Source organism: Halomonas jincaotanensis (genome assembly GCF_018448785.1).
Classification (GTDB): Bacteria; Pseudomonadota; Gammaproteobacteria; order Pseudomonadales; family Halomonadaceae; genus Halomonas; species Halomonas jincaotanensis.
The window spans coordinates 153,629-174,760 of the sequence record NZ_JAHCLU010000012.1; the positions used below are offsets into that span (position 1 = coordinate 153,629).

Sequence of the window (21,132 nt, forward strand, 5' to 3'; positions counted from 1 at the left end):
TAGTCAATGGAGCTTCATCCTCGGCCGAATGAAGTGATAGAGGCCATCGACCAGCATGGTAACGCCGGTCTTGAAGCTGCCATGGATGGCGCGCTGATGCATGCGATAGAGCGATGAATAGAAGAACTTCGCCAGATAGCCCTCGATGAAGAGGCTGCGCGCCGAGGCGCCGCGCATCAGGCTACCGATCGCCTCGAAGTGCGCCAAGGAGATCAACGAGCCTCGGTCGCGGTAGACAAAGGGCTTGAGCGGCTTGCCTTCCAGGGTGGCAACGAGGTTGTCATAGAGGCAACTGGCCTGCTGATGCGCCGCCTGGGCGCGTGGCGGTACGGGGGTGCCATTTTCCTGCGGGCAGCTGGCACAATCGCCGAAGGCGAAAATATGCTCATCGTCGACGCTCTGAAGCGTTTGCTTAACCTTGACGCGGTGGTTGTTTTCGGTCGAAAGGCCGAGTTCGGAGAGAATGGCCGGCGCCTTGATGCCGGCGGCCCACACACCGAGGTCGGTAGGCAGTTGCACACCATCGGCGGTGGTGAAGCCGTTCTCGTCGACCTCTGTCACCCGTGTATCGACATGGATCTTCACCCCGAGCTTTTCCAGCTCCGCATGGACGGCCTGAGCGATGCGTTCCGGCAGGGCGGGCAGAATGGCGGGGGCCGCTTCGATCAGGTGCACTTCCAGATTGCCACTCTCCATGCTGGTAAAGCCGTAGCTGTGCAACATCTTGGAGGCGTCGTAGAGTTCCGCTGCCAGCTCGACACCGGTGGCACCGGCACCGACGATCCCCACGGTGAGCCGGCCATGGCCGTGCCGTTCGGGATTGTTGTAGCGCAGGAAGGTGTTGAGCATGTCGCGCCGGAAGGCCTCGGCCTGCTCGGGGCTGTCCAGAAAGTGGCAATGCTCAGCGACGCCGGGGGTGCCGAAATCATTGCTGACGCTACCCAGCGAGAGGACCAGGGTGTCGTAGCCAAGCGTGCGCGCGGGCAGGATCACCTCACCGGACTCGTCGAGCACCGGCGCCAGGGTCAAACGGCGTTGTTCGCGGTCGATGTCGCTTAGGGTGCCGTGCTGGAATTGGTAGCCGTTGACGCTCGCGTGGCCTTGGTAGGAAATCTCGTCAAGGCGTGAGTCCAGGGCGCCAGTGGCGACCTCGTGCAGCAATGGCTTCCAGATATGGGTGGCGCTGCGATCGACCAGCACTATCTCGGCGCGCTTGCGTTTGCCTAGCTTGTGGCCGAGGCGAGTGGCGAGCTCCAGGCCGCCGGCGCCGCCTCCGACTACCACGATCCTTGGTTGGGTCATCGAAAACTCCTTGATGAGGTATCGCCTCACAGAATAAGCGTTATCGTATTTCCTGCCCACCGGCATTGCGGCAGAATGGCCTCCCGCCCGCCAAACGAGACTAGACGTATGCACTCCCTCTTGAGCGGTATTCGCCTGGTCGTCTTCGACCTGGACGGCACCCTGGTGGACTCCGTGCCCGACCTGGCGGCGGCCGTCGACGGGGCGCTGCGCGAGCGGGGATACCCCGCGGCGGGTGAGGCTCGGGTGCGCGACTGGGTCGGCAATGGCTCGCTCAAGCTGATGGAGCGCGCGCTCGCCGACGCATTGGGCGAGGCGCCATCGTCAAAGTTGCTCGCACGGGCACACGAGGCGTTTCTCGATCAGTATGGTCGTGATCCGAGCTCGCGCACCCGCTTGTATCCCGGTGTCCGCGAGGGGCTCGATGGACTTCGTGACAGCGGAATGATCTTGGCGCTGGTGACCAACAAGCCCCATGCCTTCATTGCGCCGATTCTCGACAGCAAGGGCTTGTCAGGCTACTTCAGGCTCTGCCTGGGCGGTGACAGCCTGCCCGAGAAGAAGCCCCATCCGGCGCCGTTGTGGCAGGTGTCAGCGCATTTCGATGTGGCTCCCCAGGCGTGTCTGATGGTGGGCGATTCACGCCACGATATCGCCGCGGGGAAGGCCGCGGGTTTTCGAACCGTCGCGGTTCCTTATGGCTACAATCATGGCGAACCGGTTAGCCTCAGCCGGCCCGATGGCGTAGTTGAATCGCTTTCCGAACTCGTTTAGTGTGAATTTCCTTGTCGCTATCGGCACCCGTCAGGTCGATAGTGGCCTGCCACCCAGGTGCCTCAACCCGGTTTCGTGTTCACTCTTCCCTTGCGGGATAGGTTTCGATGGTTCGTTTTGATGGATGGTTTCGATGGACGGTTTCGATGGATAGCCGCTTGACGCTGGATGCGCTTTTTTACCCTGGCGGCGTGCCTTTTGCCGCTGCCGTTTTGCCGGTTCACTCGCTCGCCGTGCCCGGCGACTGGCGATGGTGACACCCCTCCTGCCTAGCGCGTTGGCGCTCGACTGACATCCCCCCATCGTCAACTTCCATCCTCGAGGATCCGGGCATGATGACCCCCGACCGTTTTTATGAGATTGCGGCTGCCGGCTATAACCGTATACCGGTCACCCGCGAGGTGCTGGCCGATCTCGATACGCCGTTGTCCACCTACCTGAAGCTCGCCGACCAGCCCTGGACCTTCCTGTTGGAATCGGTGCAGGGCGGCGAGAAGTGGGGCCGCTACTCGATCATCGGCTTGCCGTGCCAAGAGCGCATCGAGGTGCGCGGCTTCACTGTCCGGCATATCGTCGATGATGAGCAGCACGGCGTGGCCGAGGTCGAGGACCCATTGGCCTGGATCGAGGAGTTCCAGGCGCGCTTCCGGGTACCGCGCCTCGACGATCAACCGCGTTTCGACGGCGGGCTGGTGGGTTACTTCGGCTACGACACCATCCGCTACATCGAGCCGCGGCTGCGCGGGCCGCAGGTCGATGCCAAGGCCGACCCGCTGGGCGTGCCGGATATCCTGCTGATGGTCTGCAACGACTTGGTGGTGTTCGATAACCTCTCCGGCCGCCTGACGCTCTGGACGCATGCCGATCCGGCCGAGGATGACGCCTACGATCATGCCCGCGAGCGACTGGAGCGACTGGAGGTTCGGCTACGCAGCGCCACCTTCAACACCATCAGCCCGGGAACAGGGCGCAGCGCGGTGGAAGAGGGCCACTTTACCTCCGGCTTTACCGAATCGGGCTTCAAGGCTGCGGTCGAGACCATCAAGGAGTACGTGCTTGCCGGCGACATAATGCAATGCGTGCCGTCCCAGCGGATGTCGATTCCCTACAAGGCGTCGCCGCTGGATCTCTACCGGGCGCTGCGCAGCTTGAATCCGTCGCCCTACATGTTCTTTCTCAACCTCGACGATCATCAGGTAGTGGGCTCGTCGCCCGAGATCCTTACTCGTCTGGAAGATGGCGAGGTCACGGTGCGTCCGATCGCCGGCACCCGGGTGCGAGGCCAAAACGAAGAGGAAGATCGGGCCTTGGAGGCCGATCTGCTGAGCGACCCCAAGGAGGTCGCCGAGCACCTGATGCTGATCGACCTGGGGCGCAACGATGTGGGGCGCATCAGCGAGACCGGCTCGGTGAAGGTAACCGACCAGATGGTCGTGGAGCGCTACTCGCACGTGATGCATATCGTCTCCAACGTCACCGGCAAGCTGAAACCCGGTCTGACGGCCATGGACGTTCTGCGCGCCACCTTTCCGGCGGGCACGCTCTCGGGCGCCCCGAAGATCCGCGCCATGGAGATCATCGATGAGCTGGAGCCGGTCAAGCGTGGCGTCTACTCCGGCGCGGTGGGGTATCTGTCCTGGCATGGCAACATGGACACCGCCATCGCCATCCGCACGGCAGTGATCAAGGATGGCGAGCTTCACATCCAGGCCGGCGCCGGCATCGTCGCCGATTCGGTGCCCGAGCAGGAGTGGCAGGAGACCCTCAACAAGGGCCGCGCCCTGTTCCGCGCCGTTGCCATGGCCGAGCGCGGCCTCGACAACCTCGAATAGCCCGGTGTCGGAGAGACCATCCATGAAAGTCTGCATGATCGATAACTACGACAGCTTTACCTTCAACCTGGTGCAGTACCTGGGTGAGCTGGGTGCCGAGGTGGAGACTTATCGCAACGATGCTCTCACCGTGGGGGACATCGAGGCCATCGCGCCCAGCCATATAGTCATTTCCCCCGGGCCGTGCACGCCCAACGAGGCGGGCATCTCCATGGCGGTGATTCGCCATTTTGCCGGCAAGCTGCCGATTCTCGGCGTCTGCCTGGGCCATCAGGCCATCGGCCAGGTCTACGGAGGCAGGGTGGTGCGCGCGCCTCAGGTCATGCACGGCAAGACCTCGAAGATTCGTCATCGCGGCCAGGGCGTGTTCAGCGGCCTGGACGACCCTCTGGAGGTCACGCGTTATCATTCCCTGGTCGTGGCAGCCGAGGATCTGCCCGCCTGCCTGGAGGTCACGGCCTGGACCGACGAGGACGACGTGACGCCTGGCTTGATCATGGGGCTTCGCCATCGCGAACTCGATGTCGAAGGGGTACAGTTTCATCCCGAATCGATCCTCACCCGCCAGGGCCACGAGCTGCTGGCCAACTTCCTGACACGTCGCTAGCCGTGCCCATGTCACAGGAGACCAGACCCATGCAGATGCGAGAGGCCATCGGGGCGGTGATGCGCCGCGAGAATCTGAGCTTCGACGATACCCATGCGGTGATACACCAGATCATGACCGGCGAGGCGACCGATGCCCAGATCGGCGGTTTCCTGATCGGCCTGGCGATGAAGGGCGAGACCGCCGAGGAGATCGGCGCCGCCGCCCAGGTGATGCGCGAACTGATGAAGCCGGTGCACGTGACGGCGGAGAACATCGTCGATATCGTCGGTACCGGCGGTGACGGCGCCAACCTGTTCAATGTTTCCACCGCGGCGAGCTTTGTCGCCGCCGCCGGCGGGGCGCATGTCGCCAAGCATGGCAATCGCAGCGTGTCCTCGTCGTCCGGCAGCGCCGATCTGTTCGATGTCGCGGGCATTAACCTCGACCTCGACCCCGAGCAGGTGGGGCGCTGCATCGAGCAGGTCGGCGTCGGCTTCATGTTCGCACCCAATCACCACCCGGCGATGCGCCACGCCGTCGGCCCACGCCGCGAGATGGGCGTGCGCACCCTGTTCAATATCCTCGGGCCGCTGACCAACCCGGCCGGCGTTCGCAATCAGGTGCTGGGAGTCTACGCCGCCGAGCTGGTGCCGCTGATGGCCAGGGTGCTGCAGGTGCTCGGCAGCCGCCATGTGATGGTGGTGCATGCTGACGACGGCCTGGACGAAATCTCGCTGGCCGCCCCGACCCGCGTCGCCGAGCTGAAAGACGGCGAGATTCATGAATACACGATCGCCCCGGAGGACGTGGGCATCGAGCGCCAGTCGCTGCATGCGCTGCGCGTCAGCACCGCCGAAGACAGCCTGCGCCTGGTGGAGCGGGCATTGGTCGGCGAGGGTGCTGCGGCGGATATCGTATCGCTCAACGCTGGCGCGGCGCTCTATTGCGCCGACATCGCCGACAGCTTCCACGAAGGCGTGGAGATGGCCCAGGATGCCCAGGCCTCTAAACTGGCGCTGGAAAAGCTCAAGGAATTGGCCCTCTTCACCCGTGTCTTCAATCAGTGAGCCTCCCATGACCCAGCCCCTGCCGACCATTCTCGAGCGCATCCTGGCCCGCAAGGACGAGGAGGTCGCCGAGCGTCGCCAAGCCGTGCCCGAAGCGGAGCTGCTGCTGCTGGCCGCCGAGCAGAGCGCGCCGCGCGGCTTCATCGCCGCCCTGGATGCCTGCATTCGCCGCAACGACCCCGCAGTGATCGCCGAGATCAAGAAGGCATCGCCCTCGAAGGGCCTGATTCGTGAGAACTTCCGCCCCGGCGAGATTGCCGTGAGCTACGCCGCCGGTGGGGCGGCGTGCCTCTCGGTGCTCACCGATGCCGACTTCTTCCAGGGCCACGAGGATTTCCTGATCGAGGTGCGCGACGCCTGCGCGCTGCCGGTGATCCGCAAGGACTTCATTACCCACGGCTATCAGGTCAGCGAAGCGCGGGCCATCGGCGCCGACTGCATCCTGCTGATCGTCGCCGCCCTGGACGACGCGAGGATGGTCGACCTTCATCGCCAGGCGGTCGAGCTGGGCATGAACGTGCTGGTGGAAGTTCACGACGCCCACGAGCTCGAGCGGGCGCTCAAGCTCGACCTGGCGCTGGTCGGCATCAACAATCGCGACCTGCATACCTTCGACACTCGCCTCGAGACCACGCTGGAGCTGCTGCCGCGCATCCCCGAGAGCGTCACCGTGGTCACCGAGTCGGGCATCCACACCCCTGACGACGTGCGGCGCATGCGCGAGCATGACATCAACGCCTTCCTGGTCGGCGAAGCCTTCATGCGCGAGGATGAACCCGGCGAGGCGCTGCGGCGGCTGTTTTTCTGAGCGGTTATCCTCTCTTGGCGACCGACGATGTCTTGATACGCTGTAATCGATAGCCTGGGACTCGTCGTTTGTTCCGCCAGCGAAGGAAAACGCACCCATGGAAATCCTCTTTCTGGGCATCTCCGCCGGGGTACCGACCAAGGCGCGCAACGTCTCGGCGCTCGCGGTCAGGAAGCGTAGCGCCAAGGCATGGTATCTGGTCGATTGCGGCGAGGGCACACAACAGCAAATTCTGCGTACGCCGCTTTCACTCAACCGCCTGGAAGCAATCGTGATCACCCATGTACATGGCGATCATTGCTTTGGCCTGCCCGGGTTGTTGTCGAGCGCCTCGATGACCGGTCGCGAGCGGCCATTGACGATCGTCGCGCCGGCGCGCATCCGCGCTTTCCTCGAGGCGATCCAGGCGACCTCGGGGCTGCACCTGACCTTTGCCATCGAGTTCATCGCCGTGGAGGACTTGGTAGAACCTGTCGTTCTGCCCGATTTCGCGCTCGAGGCCGCCGCGCTATCCCATGGCGTCGCCTCGTATGGCTACGCCTTCACCGAAAGAGGCGTCGAGCGCAAGCTCGATATCGCGGGCCTGGAGGCCGCGGGCGTGACGCGTGGGCCGCTGTGGGGCCGTATCACCAAGGGAGAGGATGTCACGCTGGATGATGGCTTGTTGGTGAGAAGCGATGACTATCTGTTGCCGCAGCGGCGAGCGAGAAAGCTCGTGGTCGGCGGGGACAACGACACGCCGGCACTACTCGATGCCCTGTGCACCGGCGCCGACGTGCTGGTGCACGAGGCGACATATACCCGCGCCGTGGTCGAGCGCCTGGGCACCGACAATCAACACAGCACTGCCGCCGCCGTGGCCAGATTCGCCCAGCACAAGGCGCTGGCGAACCTGGTGCTCACCCATTTCAGCCCGCGCTACCAGTACGACCGTGACGCCATACCCTCCATCGACGACATCGAACACGAAGCCCGCAGCCACTACCGCGGCAACCTGTTCCTGGCCAACGACTTCGACCTCTATCAGCTATCGCATGACGGCGTGCTAAGTCGGTGATTCGAGCCTCCCCAGCCTCAATGTTACGATCTCGACGCGCGTCAAGCGCTGTCAGTCGTTTGTCGTATCGTTGCCTTGATGACTTGATGAGAAGTTAAGCCCAAGCTCGGTGTATGGGAGGAGATAGGAAGGGTGGCATATCCTGTTGATTGATCACGACCAAGATCTCAACCAACACGAGTGGATACGCCATGACCGATTCTACCCTCCGGGCTCTTTCACAACCAGAACCCCAGATCGCTGACCCACTGCACGAGCTGCTGCGCCAGGGCCCGTGTCAGGTCTAGCTTTTAGCCCAGTCAGAAAATATAAGACATTTTTCCAGTAGGGATTTAAACAGGAGACTATATTAGCAATTTCTAAAGTATAGATCTGACCCTTGACTTATAAACGTGATCGGGCTGGGTTCACCTCGAGTATCGATGGTCGAGAGGATGAGCCTTCCAAGATCAGTATTCAACGGGCTCGGTCCCGCCACGCCTTCGGCGTTACGCCCACCACTCGCTTGAAGGCGCGGCTGAAGGCAGCCTCCGACTCGTATCCGACGTCCTGCGCTACGGCTTGAATCTTGCTTGCGCTATCTTCCAACTGCCGTGCCGCCGCCTGCATGCGCCAGCGAGTCAGGTATTGCATAGGCGGCTCGCCCACCGACTGGCTGAAACGATCCGCCACTGTCGAGCGGGAGGCGCCGACCTCGTTGGCCAACTTCTCCAGGGTCCAGCGTTCGGTGATGCGTCGATGTAACAGATCAAGCGCCTTACCCACGACCGGATCACGAAGTCCGACTAGCCAACTGCAGTCATCACCCGGGGCGGAGCGCAGGTAGCGGCGCAGCACCTCGACAAACATCAGTTCGCTCAATCGCCGCAGAAGGGAGCGCTCACCGCCCCGGCCCTGGCGGGACTCGGTCAAAGCGAAATCAATCAACGAGGACAGCGGATCAGTGTCGTCTTCGGGTGCCGGGACGCGGATCATGCGCGGCAGGGTACCCAGTAGCGGATTGAACGGTCGCATGTCACAACCCAGAAAACCGCAAATCAGCTTGTTGCCTCCCGGGCCGCCGCCGCCGTCCACGACCACCGGCGGAATCGCACCCGCCGCCATCATCCGAAAGAACTCGAGCGAGGCGGCTTCGTCCTCCGCCATGGGCGAGCGTGGCTCACTGGCAATCACATAGGCATCACCCCGTGGCAGAATCAAAATGTCACCGGTCTCCAAACGCACCGGTTCCTCACCGTGTACGGCACCCCAACATGGGCCCTCGGTGACGATGTGGTAGGAAATGATTTGATCGGCACCGGGCACAACCAAGGACGCAAATTTTCCCCCATTGGCCACGCTCGTAGCGTACGGCCAGGATGGTTCCCACAGGAAAAACACCGCGCCGCGAAGATGGATGGTCTCCAGAACGTCGGACAACGGGTCACCGTCTTGTACCAGTAACGCCATGTTGTCGTCTTCGTTTGTTGTCATGACTGTAGCCACGCCTCTGGACGATCGGGCAAGCGATATGGACGGTCGGTCATGGCTGCGGGCCTCCTTGATACTTATCCTGAAATCACCGTGAATCGCGCGCCTTGTAAGCGTGCACACAGCAATATTAGAGGATAGCGCATGCCCGGGAGCGGCTCTATGACATCGAAGTCGCGCCGGCGTGGGTGGACACCGTGATCGTCGCCAGCGCTGAGCGTTTTGCGGAAACCGGGGCTGGACTTTGGCTGGCAATGGAGAGACGACAAATGACACATGCGACGATACAAGCGCAGATCGATGCGGCGAAAGCGTACGAGGACTTGATGGTGCCGGCGCTGTTTGGCGAATGGGGTCCGGTAGTGGCAGACGCTGCACACATTCAAACCGGGCAACGCGTTCTCGATGTAGCATGCGGCACGGGTGTCCTTGCTCGCGGAGTGCTATCCCGTACAGGTAAAGCGGAGTTCGTCACTGGACTGGACCCAAACGCCGGCATGCTGGAGGTGGCCAGGCAGCTCGCTCCGGGTGTGGAATGGCAACAGGGCCTGGCTGAGTCCTTACCGTTCCCTGACGCAACATTCGACGTCGTCGTCAGTCAATTCGGGCTCATGTTTTTCCATGACCGCTCCGAGGCTATTCGTGAGGCACTGCGAGTGCTCAAGCCAGGAGGGCGTATGGCTTTCGCGGTGTGGGACTCTCTCGAGAACATCCCGGCTTACGCCGATGCGGTGGCTCTGCTGGAGCGCCTCGCTGGCGCACCGGCCGCTAACGCTGTACGTGCCCCGTTCGTGCTCGGCGACCGGCGCGACCTCGAGATGCTGTTTGCGGGTGCCGGGTTCAAGTCGGTTGAAGTTGCCACCCGCAAGGGTGTTGCCCGGTTTCCGAGCGTTCGCGTGATGGTCGAGGCTGATCTCAGGGGCTGGTTACCGGTATTGGGCGTGGTGCTCACGGAGGAGCAGATCGAAGGTATCTTACAGGCCGCCGAACATGCTCTGCAGCAATATGTCAGCAGTGACGGAGCCGCCTCTTTTGCCACATCCGCCCACATCGTCACGGGGATGAAGCCATAGTCGGTGAAGTCCATGAATTCGGGTAAGCTAACAAGGCCAGCCAGTGGGACTCCAAAATTGCCGCGCAGCTCCGCGTTAAATAACCACTACCTCACCGATTCACCAGCCACAACACCCCCGACAGCACCACACTCGCCAGAATCATCGTGGTAACAGGAAAGTAGAACGAAAAATTTTCGCGGCGGATAACGATGTCGCCGGGGAGCTGGCCGAGAGGAAGCTTGGAGAGCCACGGCCAGAGCAGGCCGATGGCGACGACGAGCAGACCGATCAGGACCAGGGTGCGGTTCATGGTATTCGTTCCTGACTCTTTAATTTATAAAATCAGATATTTTTAAGTTAGACAATGCGCCTATCGGCCGGTGGGCGCTTTTCGTTGAAGGGTTATCCGGCTCAAGGGTAACGGTGAAGAGGCTCCTTTCTGCCTGGCGAAGTCCCCCAGCCTCGCCTAATCTGTTTTTCAGACCATGGTGTGTTCAATACGTCGTGCCAAGCAAGGGCTGGCGCTACGGTGCTGTTCGCATCCCCAATAGAACTGGCAAAAAATGCCGTTTCGTTTGATTGCGCTTTATTGTTCTGTCGGGGGCCATAATGCGAAGTGCCCAAGCGCAAAAAAAGGGAGATTACCCAAGGTTATAGAGTGCGTCCCAACTATGCTATCTAGATGAACTCGAGGAAAGCCACCATGAGCGCGCAAGACGAGGTTCGTAAGGCATCAGAGGATTTCTACTCGGCATTGAATCGCATGGCGAACGGGGACGCCAGCGCCATGACGAATAGCTGGGCGCATGGTGAGGAGGTCACGGCCATGCATCCGATTGGGGGTCGGCAAGTTGGCTGGGAGGCGATCAAGGAATCGTTCGAGCTAGTCGCCGAACTCGCCTCAGGCGGGAAGATCGAGCTGCTCGATCAACGGGTCCGGGTCGTGGGGGATGTGGCCTATGAGGTCGGTGTCGAGCGTGGGGAAATGGCTATGGGCACCCATCAGGCCAACATCGACCATCGCGTCACCAACCTCTATCAGCGAGACACCGGGACTTGGAAGATGATCCATCATCATGCCGATCTCGCTACCGATATGCTGGAAATCGTTCGCCGATTGCAAGCCGAACAATCGTGAGTCGGTAAGACAAACAAGGAGCCCATCGGCTATTTGGTCGGTGGGCGCTCTTCGTTGATTAGCAGTGGTGCGCTCGGCAACCTCTACCATTGTTTCCTCGCATTGAATCCAGGAATTAACCGCCTAGAAGGCGAGTTCCAGGCCCGCGTAGAAGGTACGCCCGGGAGCGGGCTCGTAGTAGCGTCCGCCGAAGGAGTTGATGCGCACGTTCTCGAAGTACTCCTCGTCGAGCAGGTTGCGAATACCCAGGTGGGCACCGAGCCGGGTGTCGCCGTCGCCCAACCGCCAGCCGTCGCCGGCCTTCAGGCTCACCTGCCAATGGTCGTCAATTTCCACGTCATTGGCGTTGTCGGCGTAATAGTCGCTGGTGTATTGAACGTCAATGCCGGCAAAACGCTCACCACTGCCGTACCAGGTCAGGCCATTGTGCCAGAGCTGTTTCGGTTGGCCGGGCAGGCGGTTGTCGGCATAGTTGCCGCTGGCGTCGGCGAAGCTGTCGAAGCGGTAGTCGGCCAGGGTCAGGGCGCTTGTCCAGCGCCAGCTCGGCGAGAAGCTCCAATCCAGCCCCAGTTCGATGCCGTCTCGCGAAGTGCGTCCGGCATTCTCGTAGAAGGTCCGGTCGTTCGGCGCGTCGAAACCGATCAGTTCATCGTCGACACTGACCGAGAAGGCGACCAGTTCGTAGCGCAGGCCGTTGCCGAAGGTGCCGCGCAGCCCCACTTCGCGGTTGAGCGCCTTCTGGGGCTCGATGGCGGGGTTGAAGCCGCCGCGGCCATCTTCGCGGGCGAACTCGGTGAAGGTCGGCGTCTCGAAGGCGTTGCCCACCGTGGCGTAGACCTGATGGTCGGGGAGGTAGCGGTAGCTCAGCCCCAGGCTGCCGGTCCACTCGCGGTAGGTGCGCTCGCCGCTGTCATCCTGGCCGTCGGCGAAGAAACGGTCGTCGATGTCCATGCGTACCTGATCGTGACGGACACCGGCGCTGAGCTCCAGTTTTTCGGTGAGCCCCATCTCGGCCTGCAGGAAGACGCCGGCTGAGGTGGCATTCTGCTGTTCATCGGCGGTGATGCCGGTCACACCACCCTGCGAATTCACCGAACGCCGGCCACGATCGTCTTCCTGGCGGGCCAGGTCGATGCCGGTGACATAGCGCAGCGGCATCTCGGCCACGGTCACGGCGCCCGTGTAGTCGGCGCCGCCGCCATAATAGAAGCGCTCATAGTCGATCAGGCTGCTGCCGGGGAAGGGCAGCTGCTGCTCGAAATCGCGCCGACTGGCGAAACCGCGCACATTAACCTCGCCGCCCAGGGCGTCGAGATCCTCGTAGTGCAGGCCGACCAGTTGCTGTTCCACCGTCTGCCCCGAATCCAGCGGGATCGCCACGTCGCGCGCCTGGCGGGGATCCTCGGCGACTTCCTCGAGGGTCAGGGCGCTGGGGTCCTCGGCGGTGGGCATGTCGAGGATGTTGACCAACGCCGAGAGGGTGCGGTCGTCGTCCAGGCGGTAGCCAACGCGGGCATTGAGCAGCCGCTTCTCCACGGCGCTCTGTTCGCGATAGCCTTCGAAATCCAGCGCCGAGAAACTCACGCTGTGCACCCAGTTGCCGGTTTCGCCGCCGTTGCGCAGCGCCAGCTTGCGAAAGTCATGGCTGCCGCCCTGCACCCTGACCACCGGCGAGCGGCGCATCTCGCTGCCGTCGCCGGTGGTGATGTCGAGCACCCCGCCGGCGGCGTTGCCGTAAAGCACCGAGGAGGGCCCGCGTATGACCTCGATACGCTCGGCGCTGTCGAGGTCCACGGCATCGATCTGCGCCTGGCCATCCGGCAGGGTGTAGGGGATGCCGTCGACGCGGATATGCAGGCCGCGGATGCCGAAGGTGCCGCGGGCACCGAAGCCGCGGCTGGAGATTCGCTGGCCCTGGGCGAAGTTGTCGCGGTTCTGCAGGAAGATGCCGGGAACCGGGTCGAGCGCCTCGTCGAGACGCACGCGCTGTTCGCCTCGCTGGATTTCCTCGCGGGTGCGGACCGACACCGCGGCGGGCGTGTCATACAGCTCACGCGTCAGCCGAGGGGCGCTGATGGTGATGGTCGGCAAGGCGGCCTCCTCCCCGCCGGTCGCCGATGAGGATGACTGCGCATTGGCCGTCGCGGCGGAAAGGCTTCCTGCCAGCAGCAGTAGCGTCGTGCTATTTCGCATGGGTCTGAATTCCTTAACGGTCCTGATCAGTCTTCATAGTGGGCCAGGAAATGGGCCATCGCCTCAATGCTAAACCACAACAATTTTCGCCAGCATGGCAAATACACCCCGCCGGCGGGTCACTCGGCCGCGGGGCTCGCCGATCCTTTCGCCCGGTCCGGTCGGCGCCAGGCCAGCACGGTGACGGTTAAGGCGGGCAAGAAGGTGAGGGTGACGAAGGCCGAGCCGAGCAGGCCGAACAGCACGATGGCGCCGACGCCCCGATAGAGCTCGGTACCTTCTCCGGGTAGAAACACCAGCGGCGAGAGGCCGCACAGGGTCGTCAGGGTGGTCATGGCGATGGGCCGAAGACGGCTCGCCACCGCATCGCGCACGGCCTGGCGGGGCCCGATGCCGGCCTGGCGCAGGTTCTCGCGGGCCTGGTGCACCACCAGAATGGGGTTGTTGACCACGGTGCCCAGCAGGATCAAGAACCCCAGCATGGTGATCATGTCGAAGGGTTGGCGAATTTCGCCGAGCCCCACGCTCGGCAGCCAGCCACCCACCAGGTTCATCAAGGCGAGCCCCACGATCCCTCCGGCCGCGCCGAGCGGAATGGTGGCAAGGATCAGCAACGGATAGCCCCAGTGGGCGAATATCGCCACCAGCAGCAGGTAGACGAGGGCCAGGGCGATCAGGATGTTGCTCGACAGCGCCTGTCGAGTGGCGTCGAGCTGGTCGCTGGCGCCGGTGATCGTGACGTCGATCTCGGCCCCGAGGGCGCCTTCTTCACGCAAGGGCTCGATCACCTCGCGACGCACCCGTTCGATGCCGGTTTCCAGCGCGACGCTGCGCGAGGGAATGATGTTCAACGTGACGCTGCGTCGGCCATCCACCCGGCGCAGCGTGGCGGTATCCACGGTTTCGCGAATCTCGGCCAGGGTGCCCAGGGGGAGCGTGACGCCGTCGCGCGTATACACGGGCAGATCGGCCAGCGCATCGAGGTCGATGTCGCCGGCATCGGGGCCGTACCCGTAGAGATCGACCTTCTCATCGCCGAGATAGAAGTCGTCCAGGTAGGTGCCATTGCTGAACGCGGCGACGGTGGTTCCCAACTGCTCGGCATCCAGCCCCAGCTCGGCGGCACGTTCCCAGTCGGGGTGAATCTCAATTAGCGGCTGGCCCAGGTCCAATGCCGAGGGGCGCGTCTGAATGCGCGGCGAGTCGAAGACCTCGTCCGCGCGGTCGTAGATGCGGTTGGCGGCGGCATAGAGGTCGGCAAGGTCGTTGCCGGCCACGTCCAGCGTGATGCTGCGGGTGCCACCGTCGTTGCTGGAAATGATCGACCCGCGGGCGGCAAAGGCGCGCATGTCGGGATAGGCCTCGAAGCGTTCAGTCAGCGCCGCCATCAGCGCCTCGATATGCGCGGGGTCGCGGGTCTCGGCGATAATGCGTAGGCTCTGCGCCTCGACCTGGGTGCCCATGGAGCGAATGGCCGGCACCTCGGCCTCGCCGGCGTCGAATGCGTCCGGGTCGGCCCCGACATGGGGCAGCAACGCGTCCTGGACCTCATCGGCGATCGCGGTCATGGTCGAGAGGTTGTAGCTCGCCGGTGCGTTCATGCTGGCGAAGGTCTTGGCTTCCTCGCCTTCGGGCAGGTATTCGGCCGGGGGCGTCAGCCAGACGAAAATCGCCATGCCGCCGCCAATCGCCATGGCCATCGCCGCCAACCGGCGTGGTTTGGAGTCGATCATGGTATCGACCAGGCGCAGGCTGGCGCGCATCCAGCGGGGCTGTGGCTTGTTGTCAGGCTCGTAGTCAGGCGTTTCATTGCCGTGGAAATCGAGATGTGCGCCCAGGGCGGGAATCACCGTGATGGCGACGACCATCGAGACCAGGATCGCCGCCGAGATGGCCACGGCGATATCGGAGAACAGCTGCCCGGCTTCCTGCTCGATGAAGAAGATCGGCACGAACACCAGAATGGTGGTGAGGGTCGAGGCGAGCACGGCCGGCCACACCTCCTTGACGCCCGCCACGGCGGCTTCAAAGCGCGCGAGCCCGCGGCGACGCTGCGTCTCGATGCTTTCCAGTACCACGATGGTGTTGTCGATGGTCATGCCGATGGCGAAGGCGACGCCGGCCAGCGAGATGACATTGAGCGTTCGCCCCGCCAGCAGCAGCCCCAGGAAGGCGGCGATGGTACAGATGGGAATGCCGATCACGCCGGCGAAGGTGGCTCGCACGGAGCGCAGGAAGGCGTACATCACCAGGGTGGCGAAGAGGGCACCGAGCCCGAGGTTGACCCAGACGTTGGCAATGGAGGCTTCCACGTAGCGCACGTCGTCGCTGGACAGCGTCATCGTCAGCCCCTGGTTGGCCAGCAGGCCGGCGTTGAGTAACTCCACCTCCTCGAGCATGTTGCGCTTGATGTCGATGACGTTGGCGCCCGGCTCGCGGCGTACCTGAACGCTGATCACCGGTTCGCCCTGCGAGTTGAAGGAGCGCGAGGTCAATTCGGCGTGCGACTGCCGAACCTCGGCGACATCCGACAGGCGAATCACCGCATCGCCGCGGCGGGCCAGGATCAGCGCCTCGAGTTCGGTGACATCGCTGAAGCGTCCCACGGTGCGCAGCAGGTAGCGACGCTTGCCGCTTTCCAGATCGCCCCCCGAGACGTCCTGGTTGCGGGCCGCCAGGGCGGCCTGCACGTCACCGATGCCCAACGAGCGCTGGGCCATGGCCTCGGGGTCGAGCAGCAGCTGCATCTGGCGCACGGCACCGCCTGAGACGTTGACGTCGGAGACGCCCTGCACGCTTTCCATGCGCGGGCGCACGTTGTCCTCGAGGTAGTCGCGCATGGCCGCCATCTCGAGCTCGCGGGGATTGCCTTCGCGGGGCGCGACGTTGAAGTACATGAAGGCGTTGGCGGAAAAGGAGTTGGCGACGATGCGAGGCTGGTCGACGTTGACGGGGTAGGAGGGCACCTGACTCAAGGCGTTGTTGACGCGGATCAGCGTCTCGGTCAAATCGACGCCGAAGGGAAACTCCAGCTCGATCTCGGCGCTGCCGCTGCTTGCCGTGGCCTCCATGCGCGTGAGCGCGGGCACGTTGCGCAGGTACTCTTCCTGCTCGATCAGGATGTCCTTCTCGATGTCCTGCGGGGTGGCACCCGGCCACTGGGTCTCGACCCCGATGTTGCGCACCTCCAGGTCGGGAATCATCTGCACCGGAATGCGCCAGATGGCAGCAAGGCCGAGGATCATCAGGATCAGGACGACCACGCTGACCAGGATGCCGTGGCGAATGATGGCGGCGAACATACGCGTCAGCGCTCCCTCGGTGCATTTTGCGTTCGATGTTCGGGCGCCATCAGCTGTCGGACAACGCGAGGCGCTGCCCATCTTCCAGGCGCTCGTTGCCTTCCACCACGATCCGCTCGCCGGCTGTCAACCCCTCGAGCACGGCGGTCTGCCCGTCGTGGCTGGCGCCGATTTCAACCCGCCGTTGCCGCGCGCGCCATTCGCCATCCTCTTCCTGGGCCAGCCAGACGCTTACCTGGCCATCCGGGCGACGCAGCAGGGCGTCGCGGGGCACCACGGGCCCTTCGGTGCTGGGGACCCGCAAACGCCCCTGCACGGCCATGCCCGGCAGCAACGCATGGCTCTTCGCGAGTTCGGCGCGTAACAGGAACTGCCGGGCCGATTCGTCGTTCTGTGGCACGCGGGCGACGACCCTGGCTTCCTGCCATTGTTCCGTCTCGCCCGGTATCTGGACCTCCAGCGCCGCTGTCTCCACTCGGTTGTACCAGGCGAGGGGCACGGCAAAATCCAGCATCAGGCTGTCCAGGTCGACCAGGGTCATGAGGGCGGTGCCGGGGCTTGCCCATTCGCCGACCTCGACATGGCGGGCGGTAACCATGCCGGCGAACGGAGCGGTCAGGCGATGGCGATCGATGCGCGACGCCCATCGGTCCCGCGTGGCGGTCTGGCGTTTCAGTACCGCCTCGGCGACGGCCACGGCGTTGGCGCGTTGGTTCAGCTCACTGTCGGCAATGCTGCGACTCTGCCTGAGCTGGCGGGCCTCGTTGAGGCGTCGGCGGGCATCGTCCAGTTCGGCGCTGGCCTGGTCGACGTCGGCAGCGGCACCGCGGGCCTCGAAGCGCGCCTCTTCGGCATCGAGGGTCAGTAGCGTCTGGTCGGCGTTGACTCGTTCGCCGATCGCGACCGGAAAATCCGCGATACGGCCTTCGACCTCGCTGGAAAGCCGCGCGGTGCGCAGAGCGGTAACGCTACCGCTGACGTCCAGGAATTCCACGATCGTCGCCTCCTCGACCTCGGCCGTGGCGACGCGGGTTTGTTGGGCCAGGACCTCGATGTTTACCCCCGCCGCCAGACAGACAGAAAGGACGAAGCGCAGAATGGGAAATGACAGCACGCGGCTCTTCCTTCGGTGGACGGTATCAGGGTGGGCGCCGTCGAGCCCTCGGCCAGCGCCCCTTATACTGGCCGATGGTTCGGCAGCAAGTTCCGTTGGCGATGATGCTTGGTGATCAACGCTGCGTGAGGCGTAGCTGGGCGAGCAGCGCCTGCAGCGGATGCGGTAGCGTCTGGTTGGAGAGCCGCCCAGCCTGGCTGCGGCACGAATAGCCGGTGGCGAGCAGTCGGCCGGCGTTGGTCGCGTCCTCGACTACGGGCTGCCACGATTGGGCGTAGATGGTCTGGGAGGTGTCGCGATTGCGCGCCTCGTGGCCGTAGGTGCCGGACATGCCGCAGCAGCCGGTGTTGATGAGCTCCAGTTCCAGGCCTAAGGCGGCGAATACCTGCTGCCAGGCCTTGGGGCTGCCCGGCGCCTGGGTCTTCTCGGTACAGTGGGACAGCAGCCGATAGCCGGGGTCCCGCGTCGCCAGGCCACTCGGGGCTAGCTGGCGGGCCAGGGTGGGTGACTCTGCCACCAGCCATTCCTGCAGCATCAGCACCTCGGGCACGGCGTCGGGGCCGAGCGTCGTCACGTACTCCTGGCGATAGGTCAGGGTCATGGCCGGGTCGATACCTACCAGCGGCACGCCAAAGTCGGCCAGGGTGCGCAGCCGCCGGGCCTGCGCCTCGGCGGTGCGGGCAAAGGCGCTGAGAAAGCCCTGGACGTTGAGCGGCTTGCCGTTGGGCGCGTAGGGGGCGACGAAGACCTTCACATCCAGTCGGGCGAGCAGCTCGACGATGTCAATCACCAGCTTGGCCTCGAAGTGGCTGGTGAAGGCGTCCTGCACGAGGATGACGCTGCGCGCCTTCTGCGCCTCGGTGAGCAGGCCCAGCGATATCGGTGTCGCCTCCGCCACGCCCCAGGCCGCGAGCTGCTTCTTGAGGCTGGCCCGCGAGAGCCGCGGGCTGTCGACCAGGCCGATCGGCCCGGCCAGCAGCCGGTCGACCAGGCGGCTGCCCAGCGCCGCGTTGTAGAGCGGGGCGATCCTGGCCAGCGCCGGCACGAAGAACTCCATGCCGCCGATCAGGTAGTCGCGCAGCGGGCGCAGGTAACGGCCGTGGTAGACCTCGAGGAACTGCGACCGGGAATCGGGCACGTTGACCTTGACCGGGCACTGGCCGGCGCAGGCCTTGCAGGCCAGGCAGCCGGCCATGGCGTCATACACTTCATGAGAGAAATCGCTCTCCTTGCCACGGCGCAGGGTGTTGAGGGTGCGCATCGGCAGGTGCCTGATGAAACCCCAGGCCCCTTCGGCCTGCTTCTTGCGCGACTCCTCGATCAGATCGACACCGGCCGCGCCCTGCAGGCGCAGCCATTCGCGGATCAGGCTGGCGCGTCCCTTGGGCGAATGGATGCGGTCGCGGGTGGCCTTCCACGACGGGCACATGGCGTCATCGGGGTCGTAGTTGTAGCAGGCGCCGTTGCCGTTGCAGTAGACCGTGGCGGCATGCGCCTGCCAGACCCGTTCGTCGATCTGGCGGTCGTGCTCGCCGCGTGTCGGGACGCCGTCGATGGTCAGCAGGTTGGGGTCGGCCCAGGCCACGGGGTCGACCTCGAGGTCATGGGCGACGGCGAGCGGGGAGGCAATCTTTCCCGGGTTGAGCTGGTCATGCGGATCGAAGGCCGCCTTGACGCGCTGCAGGCTGGGGTAGAGCGCGCCGAAGAACTGCGGCGCGTATTCCGAGCGGATGCCCTTGCCGTGCTCGCCCCACAACAGGCCATGATACTTCTTCGTCAGCGTGGCGACCTCATCGGAGATCTCACGAATCAGCCGCGCCTGCGCGGGGTCCTTCATGTCCAGCGCCGGGCGCACGTGCAGCACGCCGGCATCGACGTGGCCGAACATGCCGTAGGCGAGGCCGCGGGCGTCGAGCAGCGCGCGGAACTCGGCAATGTAGTCCGCCAGGTGTTCCGGCGGCACCGCGGTGTCCTCGACGAAGGGCAGGGGACGCTTCTCGCCTTCGGCATTGCCCAGCAACCCGACGGCGCGCTTGCGCATGGCGTAGACGCGCTGGATCGCCTCGCGGCCCTCGGCCAGCGTATAGCCGAGCCGCTCGACGCCGGCGTCGCGCTCCAGGTGCCGGCAGAACGCGGCGACGCGCTCGGCCAGCCGTTCGGGGTCGTCGTCGTTGAACTCGACCAGGTTGATGCCGTGCACCGGCGTCTCGGCCTCGGGGAAGAACGCGGCGACGCCGTCCCAGACGAAGTCGTTGCGGGCCAGGCCCAGCACGGTATCGTCGACTGTCTCGATGGAGGTGGGGCGCGCCGGCGGTTGGTCTTGTGACGGGTCGGATGAAGCGTCAAGCGCCTGAGGCGGGTCTTGTGAAGAGTCACTGCTCGCCATCAGCGCCTTGGCGTCGCGCAGCGCGTCCATGAAGCCGGCGTAGCGCACGTTGACCAGCGTCGAGTGCTTGGGGATCGGCAGCACGTTGAGCACCGCCTCGTCGAGAAAGCCCAGCGAGCCTTCCGAGCCGCACAGCAGGCTGTTCAGGTCGAGGCGCCCTGCCTCGTCTCTGAGATGCGCCAGGTCGTAGCCGGTCAGGCAGCGATTGAGCGGCGGGAAGGTGGCGTCGATCCGTTCGCGTTGGGTATCGATGATCTCCCGGGCGGTGCGGTAGGCGCGGCCGGTGACGTCGTCGCGCGCGCACAGCGTGTCCAGCTCGGCCTCGTCGACGGGGTGGCTCACCAGGCGCTCGCCGCCGATCAGCACCGTGTCGAGTGCCAGCACGTGGTTACGGGTCTTGCCGTACTCGCAGCTGCCCTGGCCGCTGGCGTCCGTCGAGATCATGCCGCCTAGGGTAGCGCGGTTGGAGGTCGAGAGCTCCGGGGCAAAGAACAGCCCATGCGGCTTGAGCGCCGCGTTAAGCTGATCCTTGACCACCCCGGCCTGCACCCGCACGCGGCGGTTCGCCACGTCGATCTCGAGAATCCGGTTCATGTGCCGCGAGACGTCCACCACCAGGCCGTCGGTGAGCGACTGACCGTTGGTGCCGGTACCGCCGCCGCGTGGCGTGAGGGCGACAGAGCGATGCTCGTCTTGGCCAGCGAGCCGTGCGAGGCAGACGAGATCGGCGCCATGCTGGGGATAGACCACCGCCTGGGGCAGGCGCTGGTAGATCGAGTTGTCGGTGGCCAGCACCGTGCGGGCGGCGTAGTCCGGGGCGATCTCGCCGGCGAAGCCCTCGGCCTTGAGGGCGTCGAGGAAGCGTTGATAGCGGGCTTCGAGGCTCGGGGCGTTACGCGCTTGGGCAGTGTCCAGTCGTGCGATCATGGTGTGATATTCGGCCGGTATCGCTGCCGCGGCGGGCCCGGGCAGTGGTATGAAGAAAGATCGCTATTTTACCCCGGGAAGGCACCGGCGCGCATCTCGGCACCGCGTGGCGCCCGGG

General features: G+C 64.2%; 16 protein-coding genes. 9 read left to right on the forward strand and 7 right to left on the reverse strand.

Annotation, left to right across the window (positions count from 1 at the left end; translation table 11 throughout):
- Window positions 1-3 precede the first annotated feature (3 nt).
- The gene (locus tag KG088_RS12245) at window positions 4-1,302 is read right to left on the reverse strand and encodes an NAD(P)/FAD-dependent oxidoreductase (RefSeq protein WP_213825810.1); all 1,299 of its coding nucleotides are present in this window, start codon (window positions 1,300-1,302) and stop codon (window positions 4-6) included.
- Between the two features lie 108 nt (window positions 1,303-1,410).
- Between KG088_RS12245 and KG088_RS12250 the strand changes: the two genes are divergently transcribed.
- The 7 genes from KG088_RS12250 to KG088_RS12280 all read left to right on the forward strand — a co-directional run bounded on the left by KG088_RS12250 (window position 1,411) and on the right by KG088_RS12280 (window position 7,429).
- Window positions 1,411-2,076 carry a phosphoglycolate phosphatase gene (locus KG088_RS12250; protein ID WP_213825811.1) on the forward strand — a complete coding sequence of 222 codons (666 nt, stop codon included), beginning with the start codon at window positions 1,411-1,413 and terminating at the stop codon, window positions 2,074-2,076.
- Between the two features lie 107 nt (window positions 2,077-2,183).
- Complete coding sequence (locus tag KG088_RS12255) at window positions 2,184-2,333, forward strand: hypothetical protein (protein WP_213825812.1); 150 nt, start codon at window positions 2,184-2,186, stop codon at window positions 2,331-2,333.
- A 78-nt stretch (window positions 2,334-2,411) separates the two neighbouring features.
- Window positions 2,412-3,908, forward strand: coding sequence for an anthranilate synthase component I (trpE, locus tag KG088_RS12260; RefSeq protein ID WP_213825848.1), 1,497 nt, complete (start codon window positions 2,412-2,414; stop codon window positions 3,906-3,908).
- A 22-nt stretch (window positions 3,909-3,930) separates the two neighbouring features.
- The gene (locus tag KG088_RS12265) at window positions 3,931-4,515 is read left to right on the forward strand and encodes an anthranilate synthase component II (protein WP_213825813.1); all 585 of its coding nucleotides are present in this window, start codon (window positions 3,931-3,933) and stop codon (window positions 4,513-4,515) included.
- 29 nt (window positions 4,516-4,544) lie between these two features.
- On the forward strand, window positions 4,545-5,564 hold the full coding sequence (gene trpD / locus KG088_RS12270) for an anthranilate phosphoribosyltransferase (protein ID WP_213825814.1): 1,020 nt from the start codon (window positions 4,545-4,547) through the stop codon (window positions 5,562-5,564).
- A gap of 7 nt (window positions 5,565-5,571) precedes the next feature.
- Window positions 5,572-6,372 (forward strand): indole-3-glycerol phosphate synthase TrpC, encoded by an 801-nt coding sequence (gene trpC / locus KG088_RS12275; RefSeq protein ID WP_213825815.1) that lies wholly within the window; start codon window positions 5,572-5,574, stop codon window positions 6,370-6,372.
- A gap of 97 nt (window positions 6,373-6,469) precedes the next feature.
- On the forward strand, window positions 6,470-7,429 hold the full coding sequence (locus KG088_RS12280) for an MBL fold metallo-hydrolase (protein ID WP_213825816.1): 960 nt from the start codon (window positions 6,470-6,472) through the stop codon (window positions 7,427-7,429).
- Window positions 7,430-7,885: 456 nt separating this feature from the next.
- On the opposite strand, the gene KG088_RS12285 is transcribed toward KG088_RS12280, so the two are convergent.
- Complete coding sequence (locus tag KG088_RS12285) at window positions 7,886-8,902, reverse strand: AraC family transcriptional regulator (protein ID WP_213825817.1); 1,017 nt, start codon at window positions 8,900-8,902, stop codon at window positions 7,886-7,888.
- Between the two features lie 266 nt (window positions 8,903-9,168).
- On the opposite strand from KG088_RS12285, the gene KG088_RS12290 reads away from it, so the two are divergent.
- Window positions 9,169-9,972 carry a class I SAM-dependent methyltransferase gene (locus tag KG088_RS12290; protein ID WP_213825818.1) on the forward strand — a complete coding sequence of 268 codons (804 nt, stop codon included), beginning with the start codon at window positions 9,169-9,171 and terminating at the stop codon, window positions 9,970-9,972.
- A 91-nt stretch (window positions 9,973-10,063) separates the two neighbouring features.
- Here KG088_RS12290 and KG088_RS12295 read toward each other — a convergent pair whose 3' ends face one another.
- On the reverse strand, window positions 10,064-10,264 hold the full coding sequence (locus KG088_RS12295; RefSeq protein ID WP_213825819.1) for a DUF2905 domain-containing protein: 201 nt from the start codon (window positions 10,262-10,264) through the stop codon (window positions 10,064-10,066).
- A gap of 393 nt (window positions 10,265-10,657) precedes the next feature.
- On the opposite strand from KG088_RS12295, the gene KG088_RS12300 reads away from it, so the two are divergent.
- Window positions 10,658-11,092: a YybH family protein gene (locus KG088_RS12300; RefSeq protein WP_213825820.1), complete on the forward strand. Its 435-nt coding sequence runs from the start codon at window positions 10,658-10,660 to the stop codon at window positions 11,090-11,092.
- A gap of 123 nt (window positions 11,093-11,215) precedes the next feature.
- Here the strand turns inward: KG088_RS12300 and KG088_RS19855 are convergent, their stop codons facing one another.
- The 4 genes from KG088_RS19855 to KG088_RS12320 all read right to left on the reverse strand — a co-directional run bounded on the left by KG088_RS19855 (window position 11,216) and on the right by KG088_RS12320 (window position 21,014).
- Complete coding sequence (locus tag KG088_RS19855; RefSeq protein ID WP_213825821.1) at window positions 11,216-13,285, reverse strand: TonB-dependent receptor family protein; 2,070 nt, start codon at window positions 13,283-13,285, stop codon at window positions 11,216-11,218.
- 119 nt (window positions 13,286-13,404) lie between these two features.
- Window positions 13,405-16,587, reverse strand: coding sequence for an efflux RND transporter permease subunit (locus tag KG088_RS12310; protein WP_213825822.1), 3,183 nt, complete (start codon window positions 16,585-16,587; stop codon window positions 13,405-13,407).
- A gap of 49 nt (window positions 16,588-16,636) precedes the next feature.
- Window positions 16,637-17,701 (reverse strand): efflux RND transporter periplasmic adaptor subunit, encoded by a 1,065-nt coding sequence (locus KG088_RS12315; RefSeq protein ID WP_319941430.1) that lies wholly within the window; start codon window positions 17,699-17,701, stop codon window positions 16,637-16,639.
- 115 nt (window positions 17,702-17,816) lie between these two features.
- Window positions 17,817-21,014: an FAD-binding and (Fe-S)-binding domain-containing protein gene (locus KG088_RS12320; RefSeq protein ID WP_213825823.1), complete on the reverse strand. Its 3,198-nt coding sequence runs from the start codon at window positions 21,012-21,014 to the stop codon at window positions 17,817-17,819.
- Window positions 21,015-21,132: the final 118 nt, after the last annotated feature.

Excerpts from the sequence above, each read along its gene's own strand:
- KG088_RS12245 (WP_213825810.1), bottom strand. The coding sequence starts at position 1,302 with ATGACCCAACCAAGGATCGTGGTAGTCGGAGGCGGCGCCGGCGGCCTG.
- KG088_RS12250 (WP_213825811.1), top strand. The coding sequence starts at position 1,411 with ATGCACTCCCTCTTGAGCGGTATTCGCCTGGTCGTCTTCGACCTGGAC.
- KG088_RS12255 (WP_213825812.1), top strand. The coding sequence starts at position 2,184 with ATGGTTCGTTTTGATGGATGGTTTCGATGGACGGTTTCGATGGATAGC.
- trpE (WP_213825848.1), top strand. The coding sequence starts at position 2,412 with ATGACCCCCGACCGTTTTTATGAGATTGCGGCTGCCGGCTATAACCGT.
- KG088_RS12265 (WP_213825813.1), top strand. The coding sequence starts at position 3,931 with ATGAAAGTCTGCATGATCGATAACTACGACAGCTTTACCTTCAACCTG.
- trpD (WP_213825814.1), top strand. The coding sequence starts at position 4,545 with ATGCAGATGCGAGAGGCCATCGGGGCGGTGATGCGCCGCGAGAATCTG.
- trpC (WP_213825815.1), top strand. The coding sequence starts at position 5,572 with ATGACCCAGCCCCTGCCGACCATTCTCGAGCGCATCCTGGCCCGCAAG.
- KG088_RS12280 (WP_213825816.1), top strand. The coding sequence starts at position 6,470 with ATGGAAATCCTCTTTCTGGGCATCTCCGCCGGGGTACCGACCAAGGCG.
- KG088_RS12285 (WP_213825817.1), bottom strand. The coding sequence starts at position 8,902 with ATGACAACAAACGAAGACGACAACATGGCGTTACTGGTACAAGACGGT.
- KG088_RS12290 (WP_213825818.1), top strand. The coding sequence starts at position 9,169 with ATGACACATGCGACGATACAAGCGCAGATCGATGCGGCGAAAGCGTAC.
- KG088_RS12295 (WP_213825819.1), bottom strand. The coding sequence starts at position 10,264 with ATGAACCGCACCCTGGTCCTGATCGGTCTGCTCGTCGTCGCCATCGGC.
- KG088_RS12300 (WP_213825820.1), top strand. The coding sequence starts at position 10,658 with ATGAGCGCGCAAGACGAGGTTCGTAAGGCATCAGAGGATTTCTACTCG.
- KG088_RS19855 (WP_213825821.1), bottom strand. The coding sequence starts at position 13,285 with ATGCGAAATAGCACGACGCTACTGCTGCTGGCAGGAAGCCTTTCCGCC.
- KG088_RS12310 (WP_213825822.1), bottom strand. The coding sequence starts at position 16,587 with ATGTTCGCCGCCATCATTCGCCACGGCATCCTGGTCAGCGTGGTCGTC.
- KG088_RS12320 (WP_213825823.1), bottom strand. The coding sequence starts at position 21,014 with ATGATCGCACGACTGGACACTGCCCAAGCGCGTAACGCCCCGAGCCTC.